This is a genomic window from Geodermatophilus aquaeductus, assembly GCF_900182545.1.
In the GTDB taxonomy this organism is placed as follows: Bacteria; Actinomycetota; Actinomycetes; order Mycobacteriales; family Geodermatophilaceae; genus Geodermatophilus; species Geodermatophilus aquaeductus.
Window position 1 is genome coordinate 64,772 of sequence record NZ_FXTJ01000016.1, and the last position, 17,520, is coordinate 82,291.

Genomic DNA, 17,520 nt, shown 5'->3' on the forward strand with positions numbered 1-17,520 from the left:
GCACGAGCGGGGTGGCCGGGTCCGGGACGGGCACTCAGGCCGCTGACGGCTCCGGGTCCCGGCGGGGCGGCGTGAGCGCGGCGACGGCCGCGGGCCGGAAGCCCCTGACGGTCAGGTAGACGCCGAGCGAGAGCTCCCAGGCGGCGATCGGGAGCGCCGCGAGCGCGGCGATCGGGGCCATCCGGTCGTAGGCGCCGAAGAAGACGGCGACGTCGGAGGCGAGCAGCAGCGGGGCGCCGATGAGCCCGAGAGTGGGCAGGATGCGCGGCACCAGGCCCGACCGGTACATCACGTAGCCCAGGCACAGCGCGTTGAAGACGGGCATGAGGCTCTGGCTGAGCAGGAACGCCCAGTTGTAGGTCGCGACCAGGGTGTGGCCCGTCGTGACCAGCGAGGCCGGGTCCGCGCCGGCGGTCCCGGCGACGTCGTTCCGCAGGGTCAGGAGCGTGAGGATGCTGACGACGCCGACGAGGATGAGGGCGGCCTCCAGGACGCGGGCGGTGACGAACCCGAGGGCGGCCGTCTCGCTCTGCCGCCTCGCCACCCGGAACAGCACCACGGCCGTGCCGATGCCGGCCAGGGCGACGACCACCTCGGAGAGGGCCCCCCAGAGCACGCCGGTGTCGTCGCCGGCGCCCAGGACGAAGTCGGCACCGTCCTGGACCGGCTGGAACACCATGAGCGTGGGGACCGAGACGAACGTGATCAGGTAGAGGATGCCGGCGGCCAGGGAGGTCCGGCGCATCGGATCGGGCGCCGGTCGGGTCACTGCGGGGGTGTGCGCGGTGGTGGTCATGGCACGTCCTTCGAGGGTCGGCGGGGTCCGTCACCGGGGGTGTGCGGCCGGTCCGGGTCGAGCGGCGTGACCGCGATCAGCGGCAGGCCCAGGTCGCGGACCTTGCGCAGCACGCCGTGCAGTGCGGCCTGGTCGAGCGCCGCACCGGTGAGGACGGTGCTGCCGTCCTCGGCCTGGTCGAGGGTCATCCCGTCGAACCAGGTGGCCCATCGGGGGTCCAGCCGGCCGCCGAGGCGGATCTCGTAGCGGCTCGGGTCGGAGGGGCCGATGCGGGGCTGCTCCGTCATCGGGTCCCCCTGTCCGGTGGCCGCCCGGGGTGTCCCCGGGCGGCGGTCCGGTGTTCCTCGGTACGGCAGGAACGTAGGGAGGGCGGTGGGGAGAGCGGATCACCACGTCTGGTGATCCCGGTGGTGATCCCGGGGCCGGACGGGACCGGCAGAGCGGGACGCGCGCAGTGGCGGCGGCCCGCGCCTACCGGTCGGCGACGACGGCGGCCGCGGCGCCCTCGCGGGCCGGGGAGAGCAGGCCGAGCTCCGCCCCCCGGCGGACGGCCGCGCGGCGGTTGGTCACACCGAGCTTCGCGTAGACGTGCTTCGTGTGGGTCCGCACGGTGTTGACCGACACGAACAACCGGCGGGCGATGTCCGGGCCGTCCAGGTCCGTGCCGAGCATCCGCAGGACCTCGAGCTCGCGCGGACTCAGCGGGTCGACCAAGTGGGGACGGGGCGGTCGGGCGCCCTCGCCCGTCCCCATCGCAGCGAGGAGGTGACGGGCGGAACCGGAGGCGGGTCCCTCCACCGCGACGGCCCGTAGCGGGTCGGCCAGCAGGACGCCCTCGTCCACCAGCAGCCGGACGTGGCCCTGCCGCTCGGCCAGCGTCAGCGCCCGGCGCAGCGCGGCGAGCGCGGCCGGGCGGTCGCCTCGCGCCCCGTGCGCGAGCGCCTGCACGACGAGCACGTCGAGGACGCTGCCGGTCCTCCCGCCCTGCTCCGCGGCGAGCACCAGGCGCTGCAGCAGTGCCAGGGCCCCGGAGACCATGTGGTCTGCCCCCTCGGCGGCGTACCGGGCGACGAGCGCCCGGGCCAGGGTGACGTACTCGAACTCACGCAGGTGGTCCAGGTCGTCGTCGACCGACAGCCCTCGCTCCTCCGCCCAGGAGACGGCGTCGACCCACCGGCCGTGCCGGGCCAGGGTGCGCGCCCTCAGCGCGGCGACGGGCCGCACCTCGGGGAAGTAGTCGCCGACGTAGCGCCGCTGTGCCTCGTCGAGGAGCGCGAGCGCCCCGTGGAGGTCGCCCTCGGCCTCCCGGAGGCGGGCCGTCACGACCCGCGAGCGGTAGGGGTTCTGCGGCATGTCGGCGTGTTCCCCCAGGTCGCTGCTGGTGGCCAGGTGCCGGCGCGCGCCCTCGAGGTCTCCGCGTTCCAGCAGCACCGCGGCGATGCCCACGTGCATGTCCGCCGCTCCGCGGAGCACCGCTCCGGTCCCGGGGGTCACCAGCTGCAGCGCCTGCTCGTAGGTGCGCAGCGCGTCTCCGAGCCGGCCCTGGGTGGTCCGGATGTCGGCCAGCGCGATCGCGCAGCCGGTCACGTCGGACAGGTACCCGCCCCGTTCCAGCGCGGCCGCGGCCTCGGCGTACCACCGGTGCCCGGCCTCGAGGTCCCCGCTGGTCCAGTACGCCAGACCGAGCAGACCGGCCGGCCCGCCGCGGCCGAGGTGGTCGTCGTCAGTGGCGAGGTCGAGCGCCGTCCGGGCGTGTGCCACGGTGCCGGCCACGTCCCCGCGGAGCAGAGCCTGCCCCGCGCGGTACATGGCGATCGCGCTGGGCAGTCGGCGGAACCCGGCGTCGTCGACGACCACCATCTCCGCGCCGGGTGCGGTGCCGGGAGGGCTCGCCGTGGTGGTCTCCAGCCATCGCTCGGCGTCCTGCAGGCGCGCCTCGACGCCCTCGACCTCGCCCCGCACCATCAGCGCCCCGGCGTACGCGACGCCGAGCACGGGTCGGACCCGGATCACCTCGTCCGGCAGCGCTTCCAGCCAGCGCCGGACGGTGGCCTCCTGCCGGGCTCGGAGCAGGGCCGGCAGCGCCGGCTCCACCAGGTCCGCCGCGCGCGCGGGGTCCCCGCCGGCCAGTGCGTGCTCGACCGCCTCGACGTGGTCCCCACTCCGCTCGAACCAGGCGCTCGCCCGCCGGTGCAGATCGGGCACGACGTCGGGTCGCTCGGCCCGCAGGTGCACCTGCAGGACGTCGGCGAACAGGTGGTGGTAGCGGTACCACCGGCGCCGGTCGTCGAGCGGGACGAGGAACAGGTTGCCCCGGTCGAGAGCCTCCAGCGTCGCCTGGCCGCCGTCCCCACCCGTCACCGCGTCGCACAGCGGACCGGTCAGGCGGCCCAGGACGGAGGTCTGCAGCAGGAAGCCGCGCACGTCCCCGGGTTGGCGTTGCAGGACCTCCTCGACCAGGTAGTCGACGACGTAGCGGTCGTCCCCGGCGAACCCGCCGATGAACCCCGCGACGTCGTCGCGGCCCTGCATCGACAGCGCCGCCAGCTGGAGCGCGGCGATCCAGCCCTCGGTGCGGCCCTCCAGCGCCGCGACGTCGTCCGCGGTCAGTGCCAGCCCCATCGCGCCGTTGAGGTAGGTCGCGGCCTCCCCGGCCGTGAAGCGCAGGTCCGCGGCGCGGATCTCGAGGAGGTCCCCGCCGGCACGCCACCGCGCCAGGTGCAGCGCCGGGTCGGCGCGGCCGGCGATCACCGGGTGGACCTGCGGCGGGAGGTGCTCCAGGAGGAACGCCAGGCCGTCGAGCACCTCGGGGGACTCGATGACGTGGAAGTCGTCGAGGACCAGCACGAGGTGACCCGCGGTGGCGGAGAGGTCGTTGGCCAGCGTCGCGAGGACCGCGTCCGGGGACGGCTGCGCCGACTGCAGGAGCGCCAGCGCGCCCGCGGCCGCCTCCGGCACCGCGGTCCGGACAGCAGCGACGACGTAGGTCCAGAACACCATCGGGTCGTCGTCCCGCTCGTCGAGCGACAGCCACGCCACCGACCTGCCCTCCGCGGGGGCGGACAGCCACTGCGTGAGCACCGTGGTCTTCCCGAACCCGGCCGGCGCCGACACCAGCGTCAGTGCCGACTCGGTCACCCGGCCCAGGCGCTCCTCCAGCCGTGGACGCGGGACCAGGGCACGTCGCCGTCGCGGGACGTGGAGCTTGGTCTCGATCAGCGGGCCGGCCATGACCAGCTCACCGGTCAGGCCGCGGTCGCCGGCTCGACACCGAAGGCGACCAGCACGGTCTCGACGACGGAGTCGACGTACCCACTCGTGATGGGATCGCGGGTGATCAGCAGCCGCGTCCAGATCGGGCCGATGAGCAGGTCGATGAGGAGTTCCTGGTCCCCCGTCGGGGCGAGTTCGCCGCGGGCGATCGCCAGCGCCAGGACGCGTCGGTAGGCCTGCCGGCGGGTGTGGATGACGGTGAACAGCAGGTCGGTGATCTCGGGGTGGTGACCGGCCTCGCGCAGCAGCCGGGGCACGAACTGCCCGTGACCGCGCGCGAAGGTGTCCACCGCGGCGTGCAGCAGCGCGTGCAGGTCACCTCGCAGGGTCCCGGAGTCGGGCACGTCGACGCTCTGCAGGGCCAGCCGCTCGACCCCGGCGGCGGCGACCGCCGCCTTCGACGGCCATCGGCGCAGGATCGTGGTCTTGGCCACGCCACTGCGCGAGGCGAGCTCGTCGAGGGTCAGGCCGGCATAGCCGTGCGAGGCGAGCAGGGCGAGGACCTGGTCGAGGATGCGGGCGTCGAGGGTGCGGTCCCGGGGCCGGCCACGGGTCGACGCCGCTGTCCCCCTGCCGTGCGTCATGATCGACGACCTCTCGTGTCGGAATACCCGGCCAGGAAGATCCAGGTCACAGCCTACCCGGCAGGTCCATAGACCTATTTACGCAACTGCTGGTTGTGCAACGGTGCGGGACGGGGCTACGTTGCCGTCATCGCAGCCGCCTCGTCCAGAGGCCGTCTCGCGACCGCCGGGAGGTGCGTGGTGTCGCCAGCGCACCGGCCACTCCGGTCGCCGACCGCGGCGGGTGCCGGCTCCGCCGGGACTGGGTGCCGGGGGCCTCGTCCGGCGGTCTGACCATGCGCGACCGAGCGGATCCGGCTCGGGCGGACTGCGCACGTCACGGGAAGAGCACCTGCCTGCCCCTGTGAGGAGAAGACGTGACGGAGAACCGAACGCCGTACCCGGTCCGCGTGGACGCGTCGCTGGACGCACCCTCCCGGGGGCTGTGGCTGGTCAAGTGGCTGCTGCTGATCCCGCACCTCGTCGTGTTGGTCTTCCTGTGGCTGGCCTTCTGGGTGGTGGGTGTGATCGCGTTCTTCGCGATCCTGTTCACCGGGCGCTATCCGCGGGGACTGTTCGACTTCAACGTCGGCGTGATGCGCTGGTCCTGGCGGGTGCACTACTACGGCTACGGGGCCAACGGCACCGACCGCTATCCGCCGTTCACCCTCGCCGAGGTACCGGACTACCCGGCGCACCTCGACGTCGCCTATCCGGAACGGCTGTCCCGGGGCCTGATCTTCGTGAAGTGGCTCCTGGCGATCCCGCACTACCTCGTCCTGGCGGTCTTCGTCGGTGGCGGGCTGTGGCTGGGTACCGACGCCGCGACGGACGGGACGGACGGCTGGGGGGACATCTGGGGCGCCGTCGGCGGCCTCGTCGGCCTGCTCGTCCTGATCGCCGCGATCGTGCTGCTGTTCACCGGCCGCTACCCCGTGCCCCTGTACGACTTCGTGCTCGGCATGGACCGGTGGGCCCTGCGGGTGGCTGCCTACACGGCCCTGATGGTCGACCCCTATCCGCCGTTCCGGCTCGACCAGGGCGGTACCGACCCCGGCTCGGTCCGCGCCGCGCCCGTCGGACCACCCCCCACGGGGATGCCGGTCGCGCCGCCGCCGACCTCGCCGGCCCCCGCGCGCTGACCGTCGCGGGGAACTCCCGTCGCCCGAGGCGTCGACCGCTCGGGCGACGGGTCCCGGAGGTGACGTCACCGCGACCGCCCGGCCGCGGTGAGCGTGCCTCGCGTCCACGTGAGGTGCCCGGCGGCCACCGGCCGGCTGCCCGCCCTCGCTCTCCTCCGCTCGACCACGTAAGGACAGCACCATGTCGACCGACCACGACCTGTTCCCGACCGGGACCGAGGGGCTGGAGCCGGTGTCCCGGCCGCAGGAGGTCCGGCTCGCCGACGGGGACCACCTGTCCCTCTCGATCGCCCCGGTCCGCAAGGACCTGCGCGAGGACGACCCGGGCGCAGGCGGTTCCGCGGCCCGGCTGCGGATGCTGGCCTACAACGGCTCGATCCCCGGCCCCACGCTGCGCGTGCCGCAGGGTGCGGAGGTCACCGTGGACGTGCGCAACGACGGGGACGTGGAGACCACGGTGCACTGGCACGGCCTGCGGCTGGAGAACCGCTTCGACGGCGTCCCGCACGAGACCCAGGCGCCCATCCCGGTCGGCGGCGGCTACCGCTGTCGGGTGCAGTTCCCCGACGCCGGCTTCTACTGGTACCACCCCCACATCCGCGAGGACTTCGCGCAGGAGATGGGCCTGTACGGCACGATCGTCGTCGACCCCGCGGACCCCGGTTACTGGCCGCCGGTCGACCGGGAGCTCACGCTCACCCTCGACGACCTGCTGGTCGAGGACGGGCACATCGCCGCCTTCCACCGGTCCGGGCCGGACTCCACCGCGATGGGCCGCTTCGGCAACGTCCTGCTGGTCAACGGCGAGACGTCCTTCGCCGGGACGGCGACGGTCGGCGAGGTCGTGCGCCTGTACCTGGTCAACACGGCCAACACCCGGCTGTTCGACGTCGCCCTGCGCGGGGCGCCGATGAAGCTCGTCGGCGGCGACAGCGGCCGCTACGAGCGGGAGACGTTCGTCGACGACGTGCTGCTCGCCCCGTCGGAGCGGGCCGTCGTCGACGTGCTCTTCGACGCGCCCGGGCAGGTGCGGCTGGAGCACCGCACCCCCGAGCGGGTCTACGAGCTCGGGGGGTTCACCGTCGCGCCCGACGACCGCGGCGGGAGCCCTGCGGCCGGGTCGTACGCCGAGCTGCGCGTGGACCCGGACCTCACCGCCGAGCACCGCCTGCTCGACGCCGAGCTGGACCGGCCGCCGGACAAGGTCCTGGCCTTCGTCTCGAAGATGACCATGGACATGGACATGGACATGGACATGGGCGACGGGGGCGCACACGACCACGGGGGTCCCCACGGTCACGGCGACGGACTGGAGTGGGAGGACACGATGCCGGAGATGAACCGCGCGTCGGATCCCACGAACATGGTCTGGCAGCTCGTCGACGGGGAGACCGGTGCCGTGAACGGCGCCATCGACTGGTCGTTCACCGTCGGCGACCGGGTGAAGATCCGGCTGGTCAACGACATGGACCAGGACCACCCGATGCACCATCCGTTCCACGTCCACGGGGCGGGGCGCTTCCTGGTGATGTCCCGCGACGGCACACCGGAGCCGAACCTGGTGTGGAAGGACACCGTGCTGCTGCGCGCCGGGCAGACGGTCGACGTCCTGCTCGACGTCAGCAACCCCGGGCTGTGGATGGCGCACTGCCACATCGCCGAGCACACGGAGAGCGGCATGATGTTCAGCTTCACCGTGGCGCGCCGCCCGGAGCCGGTCCGGTGACCGCCGACCGGGACGTGCTGGTCATCGGGGGCGGGCAGGCCGGCCTGGCGATGGGCCACTCCCTGACGCAGCGGGGACTGCGCTTCGAGATCCTGGACTCCGGCCCGGAGGTCGGGCACACGTGGCGGTCCCGCTGGGACTCGCTGCGGCTGTTCACCTCCGGCCGCTACGACAGCCTGCCCGGGTTGCCGTTCCCCGCGGCCGCGGACGTCTACCCGGGCAAGGACGAGGTCGCGGAGTACCTGCGGGCCTACGCGGAGGAGTTCGAGCTGCCGGTCCGCCTCGACACGACGGTCACGTCACTGACGCGCACCGGCGACGGCGGCTACCTGGTCAAGGCCGGCGCCGACGCGCTCGAGACCCCTCAGGTGGTCGTGGCCACCGGCGGGTTCCAGCAGCCGTCCACCCCGCCGGTCGCCGCGGACCTCGCGGCCGAGGTGCACCAGGTGCACAGCGCGGACTACCGGCGCCCCGGGCAGCTGCCGCCGGGCCGGGTGCTCGTCGTCGGGGCGGCGAACTCCGGCTGCCAGATCGCCCTCGAGCTGTCCGCGACCCGGACGGTCGACCTGGCGGTGGGCGCCCGCGTCCCCACCGTGCCTCAGCGGCCGCTGGGCCGGGACGTGTGGTGGTGGGCGTCCGGGCTGCGGCTGGACCGCGTGACCGCCGACTCGCGACTGGGCCGGCGGCTGGCCGGCCGGGACCAGAACGTCGGCACCGGTCCGAGGCGGCTCGCCCGCCGGCACGGCGTCACCGTCCGGCCGCGGGTCCAGGCTGCGGCCGGGCGCCGCGTCACGTTCGCGGACGGCACGGACGCTGAGTACGACGTCGTGGTCTGGGCGACCGGGTTCACCACCGACGACTCGTGGGTCGACGTCCCCGACGCCGTCGACGAGCACGGGCGGCTACGGCAGTCGCGCGGGGTCACGCCGTCGCCGGGGCTGTACACGCTCGGCCGGATCTGGCAGCACACCCGGGGCTCGGCGCTGCTGGGCTGGGTGGGGAACGACGCCGAGTTCCTCGCCGGGCGGATAGCGGCCCGGTGCCGCACGAGCGCCTGACAGCCGTGATCGCCCCCGGCCGCGCCCCCGCCGACGCCCGACACGTCGGCGGACTGCGCACCCCGGTGCTCTGGGGCGCGGTCTGGGGCGTTCTCCAGGCCGCGTCACCGCTGGCGCTCCCCTGGCTCGACGCGGCCACCGTCTACGCACTGGGGCTGACGCTGATCGCCGCGATCTACATCGGCTTCGCCGTCGCCGACGGGCGGCGCACCGTGATCGCCGTCGAGGTCTGCGTCGCGGCGGTGTTCGCCGTCGTCGCGGCGGTCGGTGTGACCGGCCCGGCGTGGGTACTGGTGGCCGGGCTGGCCGGCCACGGCCTCAAGGACCTCTGGCAGCACCGCACGGGGTTCGTGTCCGGTACCCGCTGGTGGCCGCCGTTCTGCGCCAGCGTCGACGTCGTCGCCGCTGCTCTCATCGCCGTCACGATCCTGGCGGACGTCCGGGTGGGGTGGTGACCGCTCCCGGGGTGACCGGTGCACACGAACGGGCGCTCGTCGTCGCTGCTCCTGCGACCCGCGGCAGCCGAGTGGGTCGCGGCCGAGCAGCTCGTCGGCGGCGTCGTCCTGGGTGATGCGGAGGGTCGGCACGCGGGGATCGCGCCTCACCCCCGTGGGCGATCGGTCACCCGGAGAGGACGGCGACGAGACCGGAGGAGGCGACGTCCTTCACGTCGGTTGCTCCATCGTGACCGTCCCTGCGGCCCCGTCGACGGTGACCACCTGACCGGTCCTGATGCGCTCGGTCGCGCCCGGGACGCAGATCACGGCAGGGATGCCGTACTCCCGGGCAACGGTCGGCCCGTGCGCCATCACCGCACCGGTCTCGGTGACCAGCCCGCCCGCGGTGAGGAACAGCGGTGTCCAGCCCGGGTCGGTCGTCGGCGCGACGAGGATCTCGCCCGGCTCGATCGACGCGCTCGCCGGGTCACGGATCACGCGGGCGCGGCCGCGGGCCCGCCCGGATGCCGCACCGACGCCGGTGAGAGTGCGGTCGTCGGACGCCCGAGGCGGCAGCAGCGCCTCCACGTCGGTGCCGTCGGAGAGCAGGGCGACCGGAACGGTCCGGCGCCGCAGCTCCCGCATGTGCTCCGACCGCCGTCCAGCGACCACCTCGCGCAGGTCGTCGCCACGCTGCACGCCCGCCTGCAGCTCGGGCAGCGTGAGGAACATGACGTCGTCCGCGCGCTCCAGGAGCCCCTCCGCCCGGAGCTGGGCCCCGAGGAGGAGGAGGCGTCGGCGCCGGTCGCGCAAGGCGTAGAGCCCGGCGAACTTCCCCGCCTCGCGCAGCCCGCCCAGCTCCCGCGCGCGGCGCAGGAAGAAGCCGGCGAGCCGACCGCGCACCCGCCGGCTGCGGCGTGCCCGCTGAACGAGGTCGGCGAGCATCGCCTCGGCCCGGGCCGCGGCACGTTCGAACCGACGGTCAGGGGCCTGCTCGGGATCGACGACGCGCAGGTGGTTCACGAGCATCGCGAGAACCGGCGTCGGATCCTCGGACCAGCGCGGCACGCCGACGTCGACCTCCGCGGCGCACCGGATGCCATACCTGTCGAGGAAGGCGCTCAGGCCGAAGTCCGGCAGCCTCCCCTGCAGGTGGGCCGCGGCGAGCTCGGCCGGTGGCGTGCCCGCCAGGACCTCGCGGTACGGCGCAGCCCGCCGGGCGACCTGCCAGAGCGCGAGGTCCATCTCGATCGTGACGTTGTGGGGCATGCCCCCGAGCACGGTGCGCACCTCGTCCTCGCTCGCGATGCCCGCGAGCAGCGGCGGCAGAGCCGCAGAGACGAGGAGTCCGCTGACGACCGGCCAGGTGATGCCGTCGAGGCGCGCGGTCGAAGCCGTCTCCTCCTGTACCAGCTCCAGCAACTCGGCGGCCGTGGCCGGATCGGTCGCCGGCTGCTGTCGGAGACGCTCGAGCTCGCCGAACACGCGCTCCCGCGCCGCCGCGGGTCGGGCCAGGGCGCCCAGGATCCCGGCCACCGCCCGTGGCCCCATCGTCAGCGCGGCGGTGTTGCGCCGACGGGAGCCCCGTTCCGGGGCGAACCGGGGATCGTCCAGCAGGTACTCGGTCACTGCCTGCGCGCGCGGCCCGAAGTCGACCGCCATGAGCTCCACCAGTCGCTTCCGGGTCGACGGGTCGCGCATCGCGTCGGTCAGGTCCCCGTACAGCCGCCCGCCGATGTCGGCGATCTCGACCGTGAGACCGAACGACGCGAGCATGCCCGCCAGCATCGACCTCAGCGTCGACATGCCCATCGGCGTGACCGGCTGGAGCATGCCCTGGACGTTGCCGAACTCGACGTACAGCCGCGGGCCCGGCTTCCCGCTCTCCGGGGGCGCTGGGAACAGCGTGGTGATCGGCCGCGACTGCAGCAGCCACAGCGTGCCGTCACGGTCGTATCCCCACTCGACGTCCTGCGGTGCGCCGAAGCGGTCCTGGAGCCGCTGCCCGACGTCGCGGAGCTCCCTCAGCCGTCCTGGTGTGAGACAGCCGCGGGTCTCCGGGGTGGCGCCGTCCAGCACGTAGTGGTCGGCCGCCGCCGTACCGTCGACGACCGCCGAGCCCAGTCCCGACGCGGCGTCGACGACGGTCTCGCTCCGCGAGCCGGTGACCGGATTGGCCGTGAACAGCACGCCCGCCACCTCGGCGTCGACCATCCGTTGGACGACGACCGCCATGCGCACGGTGTCGTGCGGTACTCCGGAGGCTTCGCGGTAGGCCATGGCGCGCTCGGTGTGCAGGGAGCCCCAGCAGGCGGCGATCGCCTCGAGCAGCGGCTCCGCGCCGGTCACCGAGAGGTACGTGTCCTGCTGGCCGGCGAAGCTCGCGTCCGGCAGGTCCTCGGCGGTGGCGCTGGACCGGACCGCCACCGGCCCGCCGCCGAGTCGGTCGTATGCCGCGAGCACCTCGGCCCGCGGCACCTTCCCGTGCCGATGGGCGTCGGTCGTGACGCAGAAGCCGTCCGGCACGCGCTCGCCCCACCGGATCAGCGCGGCGAGGCCGGCGGCCTTGCCGCCCACGAGGTCCCGCCGTCCCGGGTCGATCGCGGTCAACTCGAGCACGTGCATGCCGAAGCCCCCTGCCTGATACGACTGCACTGTAGGCGCCGTCGCAATACAGGTGCAATGCAAGGAGTCGCATGGCCCGCAGGGTGGACCGCCGTGAGCGCCGGGAACTGCTCGCCGACGCACTGATGCGCCTGGCGGCCGCGCGCGGCCTGGAAGCGGTGAGCCTGCGGCACGTGGCGGCCGAGGCAGGGGTCTCGACGGGGATGGTGCAGCACTACTTCCGCACCAAGGACGAGATGATGGTGTTCGCCCTCGGGATGGTCATGGACCGGATCCGCCGGCGGTCGCAGGCAGTGGCGGCACCGGCGGCGCCGCGCGAGCTCGTCCGCGGGCTGCTGCTCCAGGTGCTGCCGCTCGACGAGACGCGCCGGCTGGAGAACCACGTCGTGCTCGCGTTCCTCGCGTACGCCGCGGTGAAGCCCTCACTCGCGTCGGGGCTGCGCGAGGCCGCTGCGCAGATGCGCGGGTTCCTCGCCGAGCAGCTGCGAGCAGCCGGTGTGGACGGCGTCGACCCCGAACAGGGGGCAGCGGGGCTGCTCGCGCTCGTCGACGGTCTCGGCCTGCAGGTGCTGTCGCAGCAGTACGCCGCGGAGGATGCGGCCGCCGCGCTCGACGCACAGCTCGTGCTGCTCTTCGGCCGGCCCTAGGTATGCATCCCGGACACGAGGGCGGGTGGAGCCGGCGCGAACAGCTCGCCGAGGAGATCGGCGTCGACCGGATCGTGCCGAGGACGGGTGCGAGCGGCGATCGACACGGTCACCGCACCGGATCGGCAACCGGATGAGCAGACGCCTGGGTCAGGATGACCGCCCGGAGATCGTCCAGCGCCTGGTGGCGGGCACCGGCCAGCGACGGCTCCGTCGCGACGCTCGCGGCCCGGACCGGTGCGCGCCGCGGCAGCCGACCGGACCCGTCGGAGACGGCCTGGAGAACGGCCGGATGGGTGCCCCAGGTGCCGCCGACGACGACGAGCTGCGGATCGGTCAGCGCGACCAGGGCCCCGAGCACACCGCAGATCGCGTCGGCCAGCGCGGCGATCACGCCGTCCGCCCGCCGCCCGTCGGCGTCGACGGCGTGCAGCAGCGCGGGCACGTCGATGGCGGTGGAGCCGGGCCGGCGCAGCTGCAGCTCGGCGAAGACCTCGGTGAAGGCGACGGCTCGACCACGGGGGCCGCGGGTGAGCACGTGGGCGATCTCGCCGGCGAGGCCGCCGTGCCCGCGGCGCACCTCACCGTCGGCCACGACGGCACAGCCGAGCCCCTCGCCCAGGTAGAGGTAGGCGAACGTGTCGAGCCCACCCGGGGCCGCCGCCGCGCGCTCGGCGCGGGCGGCCCAGTTGACGTCGTTGTCCACGACCACCGGCCCCGCGACCAGGGGGGCGAGGACCTCGACCGGGGAGAGCTCACCGACGAGGAACGGCGCGTCGGGCAGGTGGACCAGGCGGCCCGTTCCCCGGTCGACCGGGTCGGCGGCGCTCACGACGGCGAGCCGCGCCGGCCCCGGGCCGCCGGCCAGGCTCCGTTCGGCCACCGCCCGCAGCGCCCCGGCCACCTGGTCGGGGTGCGCCGGGCGCCCGACCTCCTCGACCTCCCGGGCGACGACCTCCCCGTGGACGTCGACGGCCTCGGCGACGACGCCGTCGGGGGCGATGCCGACGACCAGGGCGAGCCCGAGGTCGTCGGCGAGGGAGTAGTAGGTGCCGATCCGGCCGCGGCCGGTGGTGCGCTCGCCGGTGTCGCGCAGCAGACCCGCCCCGGTCAGCCGCCGCACGCTCTCCCCGACGGTGGGCTTGGAGATGCCGGTGCGGGCGGCGATCTCGGCGCGGGTGAGCCGTCGCTCGTCGATCAGCGCGCGGAGCACGTGCTCGTCGGTCAGCGACCGGAGCAACTCGAGCGACGGCTTGGCCGGGGTCATGCGGACGACTCTAGTCAGGAGTGTTGCCTAGAAAGCGGGTGCACCGTAGGCTCCCCTCCAAGTAAGGAGTCCTTCCTGAATGGAGTGAGCGCCATGACCGTCACCTCCCCACCCGACACCGCCCGGGCGACGCTGCCGCCGCTGCCGCACTGGGAGACCACCCCGGAGGACCTGAAGGCCGCGATCCGGGAGATCAAGCCGGCGCTGCGGGCGCGCATCGCCGCCTCCGGCCGCACCGTGGAGGAGGTCTTCGCCGTCGTCGAGGCCCGCATCGCCGCCGCGGTCGCCGAGATCGAGGCCGCGAAGACGCGCGGCGAGGAGCTCTGGCCGGTCGTCGACTACGCCGACATCGAGGCCGGCGCCGTCTCCGCCGAGCAGCTGGCCCAGCTGCGTCGGCGCGGCTGCCTGGTCGTGCGCGGGCACTTCCCGCGCGAGCAGGCGCTGGCCTGGGACGCCGGCATCGTCGACTACGTCGAGAGCAACCGGTTCTTCGAGGACTACCGCGGCCCCGGCGACGACTTCTTCGGCAGCGTCGGCTCCAAGCCCGAGATCTACCCGATCTACTGGTCCCCGGCGCAGATGGAGGCCCGGCAGAGCGACCGCATGGCCCGCGTGCAGGGCCTGCTGAACGCGCTGTGGAGGTCCGAGTCCGACGGCGTGCAGTGGTTCGACCCCGACCGCGACTCGCTCTACCCCGACCGCATCCGCCGCCGGCCGCCGGGCGCGGACTCCGGCGGCCTGGGCACCCACCTGGACCCCGGCACCCTGGACCTGTGGATGACCGAGGCCTACCAGAAGGCCTTCCGGCACCTGTTCGACGGCACCGTGGAGGCCTACGACCCCTGGGACGCCGCCCACCGCACCGCCGGCCCGCAGTACCCCGGTTCCACCATGTGCTCGGCGTTCCGCACCTTCCAGGGCTGGACCGCGCTGTCGGACATGGCCAACGACCAGGGCGTGCTGCACACCGTGCCCATCCCCGAGGCGATGGCCTACCTCATGCTGCGCCCACTGCTGGCCGACGTACCCGAGGACAGCATGTGCGGGGTGACCACCAACCGCGTCTTCCCGGCCACCCGGGAGTGGCACTCACTGCTGCTGCGCGCCGTGACCCCCATCCCCGACGTGCAGGCCGGCGACTCCGTCTGGTGGCACTGCGACATGATCCACGGCGTCGACCCCGTCGAGGACCAGCAGGGCTGGGGCAACGTCATGTACGTCCCCGCCGCCCCCTGGTGCGCGCGCAACGAGGCCTACGCCGCCTCCGTCCGCGACGCGTTCCTCACCGGTTCCAGCCCCACCGACTTCCCCGCCGAGCACTACGAGCGCGACTGGGGCAACCGGTTCTCAGCTGACCGGCTCAACGACACCGGCCGCCGCGGCCTCGGCCTCGCCTGACACGCGTCGCCTCCCGCACGCCGGCCGGCCGCCGCACACCGGTGCGGCGGTCAGCCGCGTGCCGGGGACGTGGCGCGCGGGCCGGGGGCGGCCGCGTGCGCCCGGCCGTGCCGGACGACCAGCACCGGGCACGACGCGTGCACGACGCAGTGCAGGGCGACCGATCCGAGCGCCAGCCCGGTCAGCCGGCTCCGGCTGCGGCTGCCGACGACGAGGAGGGCGGCTCCCGCGGCCCGCCGCACGAGGACGTCCCCCGGCGCGCCGGTCTCCACGGTCGCCTCGACGTCCGGATGCGGTCCGGGGCCCAGGACGGCGGCCACGATGCGCTCGGCGCGTCCCCGGGCCGCCTCGAGCGTCTCGCCGACCGGCGGCGCCGGGACGGTGGCGTCGCTCCAGTAGGTGACGGGCTGGCAGACCAGGACCGCCTCCACGGCAGCGCCGAGCCGGCGGGCGTGCCGCACCGCCTCCGTCAGCGCAGCGTGCGCCACCGGCGAGTCGTCGACCCCCACGACCACCCGCGTCCCCGACTCCGCCCCGGGGTGGACGACGACGACCGGGCACGGCGCGTGCGCCGCGCAGTGCAGGGCCACCGAACCGAGCAGCGCGCTCCTCACGGCTCCCCGGCCACGGCTGCCCACCACGAGCAGCCCGGCGCCCTCGGCCCGCGCCACCAGCGCCTCGGCGGGGCTCCCGGACACGACGGTGACGACGACCGGGTGCGTCCCGTCCCGCGCGACCGCCCGTACCGCGGGGTCACTCGTCGCCTCGGCGACGCTCGCCCGCAGCCGCGCCTCGGTGTCGGCTCGCACGTGCTCGGCACGGGAGGTGTCGATCACGTCCAGGGGCGACCAGGGATTCACCGGGACGGCGCTGACGACCTCGACCTCCGCCCCCGCGCGGGCGCCGGCCGCCAGCGCCCAGACGAGCGCCGCCCGGCCACCGGGTGACCCGTCGACCCCGACGACGATCCGTTCGCCCGCCCGCTCGCTCGTCACAGTCGCTCCGCCTCCGTCGTTCCCGTCCGGCCCCCGTCCAGGATCGAGGGGTCCCGCGGACGGCGACGCCACCCGACGTCACGGATCGACCAGGACCTTCGTCCCGTCGGCCACCTCGCCGAGCGCACCGACCTCGACCAGGACGGGGACGTTCGTCACTGCCGGCGATGACCGCGGGCCCCGGACGAGGACGCCTCCGCGGACGAGGCTCGGGGCAGGCACCGTCCCGAGGAGTCGCACCATGACCGGCCGCACCGCCCCACCCGACCCGCAGCCGATCCGGACCCGGCACCTCCCACCGCTGGAGGCGGCCGCCGACGCCGCCGTACGGGCGCCCTCGGTACACAACTCGCAGCCGTGGCGGATCGCGTTGCACCCGGACCGGCTGGAGCTCTCCGCGGACCACGCCCGGCAGCTGACCGTCCTGGACCCCGCCGGTCGGGCCCTGACACACAGCGTCGGCGCGGCGCTGTTCAACGCCCGGGTAGCGGTGGCCGCCAGCGGGCACGCCGCCCGCGTCGACCGGCTGCCCGATGCTGCCGACCCCGGCCTGATGGCCGTGCTCCGGCCGGTCGAGGGCCCGGCGGACCCGGCACTGGCCGCGCTCGCCCCCGCCGTGCGCAGGCGCCGGACCAACCGGCGGCGCTACACGGCCGAAGGGGTGCCCGAGGACGTGCTGCGGGTCCTGGTCGCGGCGGCCGCCGCCGAGGACACCACCCTGGTCCCGATCACCGGCGAGGAGCACCTCCGGCTCCTCGCCCGGCTCACCCAGCAGGCCGACGCCGTCCAGAACGCCGACCCCGCCTACCGGGCCGAGCTGCGCCGCTGGACCAACCGGGACCCCGCCACCGGCGACGGCATCCCGGTGTCCGTGGTCCCCCACGTCGACGGACACCAGCACGACGCGCTGCCGGTCCGCGACTTCGACACCGCCGGCGCCGGCCGGCTCCCCCCGGACACCGACTCGGGCACCGAGCAGACCATCGTCGTGCTGGCGACCGCCTCCGACGACCCGCTGGCGTGGCTGCGGTGCGGCGAGGCCCTCGAGCGGGTGCTCCTGGAGCTCACCGCCCGCGGCTGGGTCGCCGGGCCGCTCACCCAGGCCGTCGAGGTCCCGGTCACCCGCACGCAGCTGCGCTCGGCCCTCACGTGGGACGCGCACCCGCAGTCGGTGCTCCGCGTCGGCCGCGCGCCCGCCACCTCGCCGACACCGCGCCGCCCCCGGGCCACGGTCGTCGAGAACAGCGCCGCTCCCGTCGAGCGGGAGGGGCAGGGGCCGGCCGGCCGGCCGCGGCCGCCCGCTCGTCCCGTCTCCGACGGCCGCGGGGGGACCACCTGGGTCTGACCGCCGGCCGCCACCCGCGAACCGCGCGCCTGCCGCGGCACGCGAGGCCGTGCGACCCCGGGCCGGAAGTCCCGCGCGGTCCGGCCTTCCGGCCGCGTCGACCGCCGCAGGAGACCAGCACCGTCGGTACCGCCCATCCCTGCGACGAGGAGGCCGACGTGGACGCGGAGAAGACGTGGACCGTGCGCATCGACATCGGGGAGCACGACGGCCGGACACGGGCCGTCGCCCACCTGCAGACCCGCGAC

The 17,520-nt window shown here is 74.7% G+C and carries 14 protein-coding genes; 7 read left to right on the top strand and 7 right to left on the bottom strand.

The window, feature by feature from the left end; genetic code table 11:
- Positions 1 to 34: 34 nt before the first annotated feature.
- From FN207_RS24310 to FN207_RS24325, 4 genes are all read right to left on the bottom strand, one after another.
- Positions 35 to 796 carry a DUF4386 domain-containing protein gene (locus tag FN207_RS24310; protein WP_142461014.1) on the bottom strand — a complete coding sequence of 254 codons (762 nt, stop codon included), beginning with the start codon at positions 794 to 796 and terminating at the stop codon, positions 35 to 37.
- The gene (locus FN207_RS24315; RefSeq protein WP_142461015.1) at positions 793 to 1,083 is read right to left on the bottom strand and encodes a hypothetical protein; all 291 of its coding nucleotides are present in this window, start codon (positions 1,081 to 1,083) and stop codon (positions 793 to 795) included. Before FN207_RS24315 ends, FN207_RS24310 begins: the two co-directional genes overlap by 4 nt.
- A 184-nt stretch (positions 1,084 to 1,267) precedes the next feature.
- Positions 1,268 to 4,027 carry a winged helix-turn-helix domain-containing protein gene (locus FN207_RS24320; RefSeq protein WP_142461016.1) on the bottom strand — a complete coding sequence of 920 codons (2,760 nt, stop codon included), beginning with the start codon at positions 4,025 to 4,027 and terminating at the stop codon, positions 1,268 to 1,270.
- 14 nt (positions 4,028 to 4,041) lie between these two features.
- Positions 4,042 to 4,653, bottom strand: coding sequence for a TetR/AcrR family transcriptional regulator (locus FN207_RS24325; protein WP_142461017.1), 612 nt, complete (start codon positions 4,651 to 4,653; stop codon positions 4,042 to 4,044).
- Between the two features lie 356 nt (positions 4,654 to 5,009).
- On the opposite strand from FN207_RS24325, the gene FN207_RS24330 reads away from it, so the two are divergent.
- The 4 genes from FN207_RS24330 to FN207_RS24345 all read left to right on the top strand — a co-directional run bounded on the left by FN207_RS24330 (position 5,010) and on the right by FN207_RS24345 (position 9,013).
- The gene (locus FN207_RS24330; RefSeq protein ID WP_142461018.1) at positions 5,010 to 5,774 is read left to right on the top strand and encodes a DUF4389 domain-containing protein; all 765 of its coding nucleotides are present in this window, start codon (positions 5,010 to 5,012) and stop codon (positions 5,772 to 5,774) included.
- A 181-nt stretch (positions 5,775 to 5,955) separates the two neighbouring features.
- The gene (locus tag FN207_RS24335) at positions 5,956 to 7,500 is read left to right on the top strand and encodes a multicopper oxidase family protein (RefSeq protein ID WP_142461019.1); all 1,545 of its coding nucleotides are present in this window, start codon (positions 5,956 to 5,958) and stop codon (positions 7,498 to 7,500) included.
- Positions 7,497 to 8,558 (top strand): flavin-containing monooxygenase, encoded by a 1,062-nt coding sequence (locus FN207_RS24340; RefSeq protein WP_142461020.1) that lies wholly within the window; start codon positions 7,497 to 7,499, stop codon positions 8,556 to 8,558. Before FN207_RS24335 ends, FN207_RS24340 begins: the two co-directional genes overlap by 4 nt.
- A 5-nt stretch (positions 8,559 to 8,563) precedes the next feature.
- The gene (locus tag FN207_RS24345; RefSeq protein ID WP_142461021.1) at positions 8,564 to 9,013 is read left to right on the top strand and encodes a hypothetical protein; all 450 of its coding nucleotides are present in this window, start codon (positions 8,564 to 8,566) and stop codon (positions 9,011 to 9,013) included.
- Positions 9,014 to 9,223: 210 nt separating this feature from the next.
- Here FN207_RS24345 and FN207_RS24350 read toward each other — a convergent pair whose 3' ends face one another.
- Entirely contained in the window at positions 9,224 to 11,620 is a 2,397-nt protein-coding gene (locus tag FN207_RS24350) for a PEP/pyruvate-binding domain-containing protein (protein WP_142461022.1), read from the bottom strand.
- A gap of 71 nt (positions 11,621 to 11,691) precedes the next feature.
- Between FN207_RS24350 and FN207_RS24355 the strand changes: the two genes are divergently transcribed.
- Positions 11,692 to 12,267 carry a TetR/AcrR family transcriptional regulator gene (locus tag FN207_RS24355; protein ID WP_142461023.1) on the top strand — a complete coding sequence of 192 codons (576 nt, stop codon included), beginning with the start codon at positions 11,692 to 11,694 and terminating at the stop codon, positions 12,265 to 12,267.
- Positions 12,268 to 12,376: 109 nt separating this feature from the next.
- Here the strand turns inward: FN207_RS24355 and FN207_RS24360 are convergent, their stop codons facing one another.
- Positions 12,377 to 13,534: an ROK family transcriptional regulator gene (locus FN207_RS24360; RefSeq protein ID WP_142461024.1), complete on the bottom strand. Its 1,158-nt coding sequence runs from the start codon at positions 13,532 to 13,534 to the stop codon at positions 12,377 to 12,379.
- A gap of 93 nt (positions 13,535 to 13,627) precedes the next feature.
- Between FN207_RS24360 and FN207_RS24365 the strand changes: the two genes are divergently transcribed.
- Entirely contained in the window at positions 13,628 to 14,932 is a 1,305-nt protein-coding gene (locus FN207_RS24365) for a DUF1479 domain-containing protein (protein WP_142461025.1), read from the top strand.
- Between the two features lie 50 nt (positions 14,933 to 14,982).
- On the opposite strand, the gene FN207_RS24370 is transcribed toward FN207_RS24365, so the two are convergent.
- Positions 14,983 to 15,927, bottom strand: coding sequence for a universal stress protein (locus FN207_RS24370; protein ID WP_185938556.1), 945 nt, complete (start codon positions 15,925 to 15,927; stop codon positions 14,983 to 14,985).
- 241 nt (positions 15,928 to 16,168) lie between these two features.
- Between FN207_RS24370 and FN207_RS24375 the strand changes: the two genes are divergently transcribed.
- Positions 16,169 to 17,272: an Acg family FMN-binding oxidoreductase gene (locus FN207_RS24375; RefSeq protein ID WP_142461027.1), complete on the top strand. Its 1,104-nt coding sequence runs from the start codon at positions 16,169 to 16,171 to the stop codon at positions 17,270 to 17,272.
- Positions 17,273 to 17,520 lie beyond the last annotated feature (248 nt).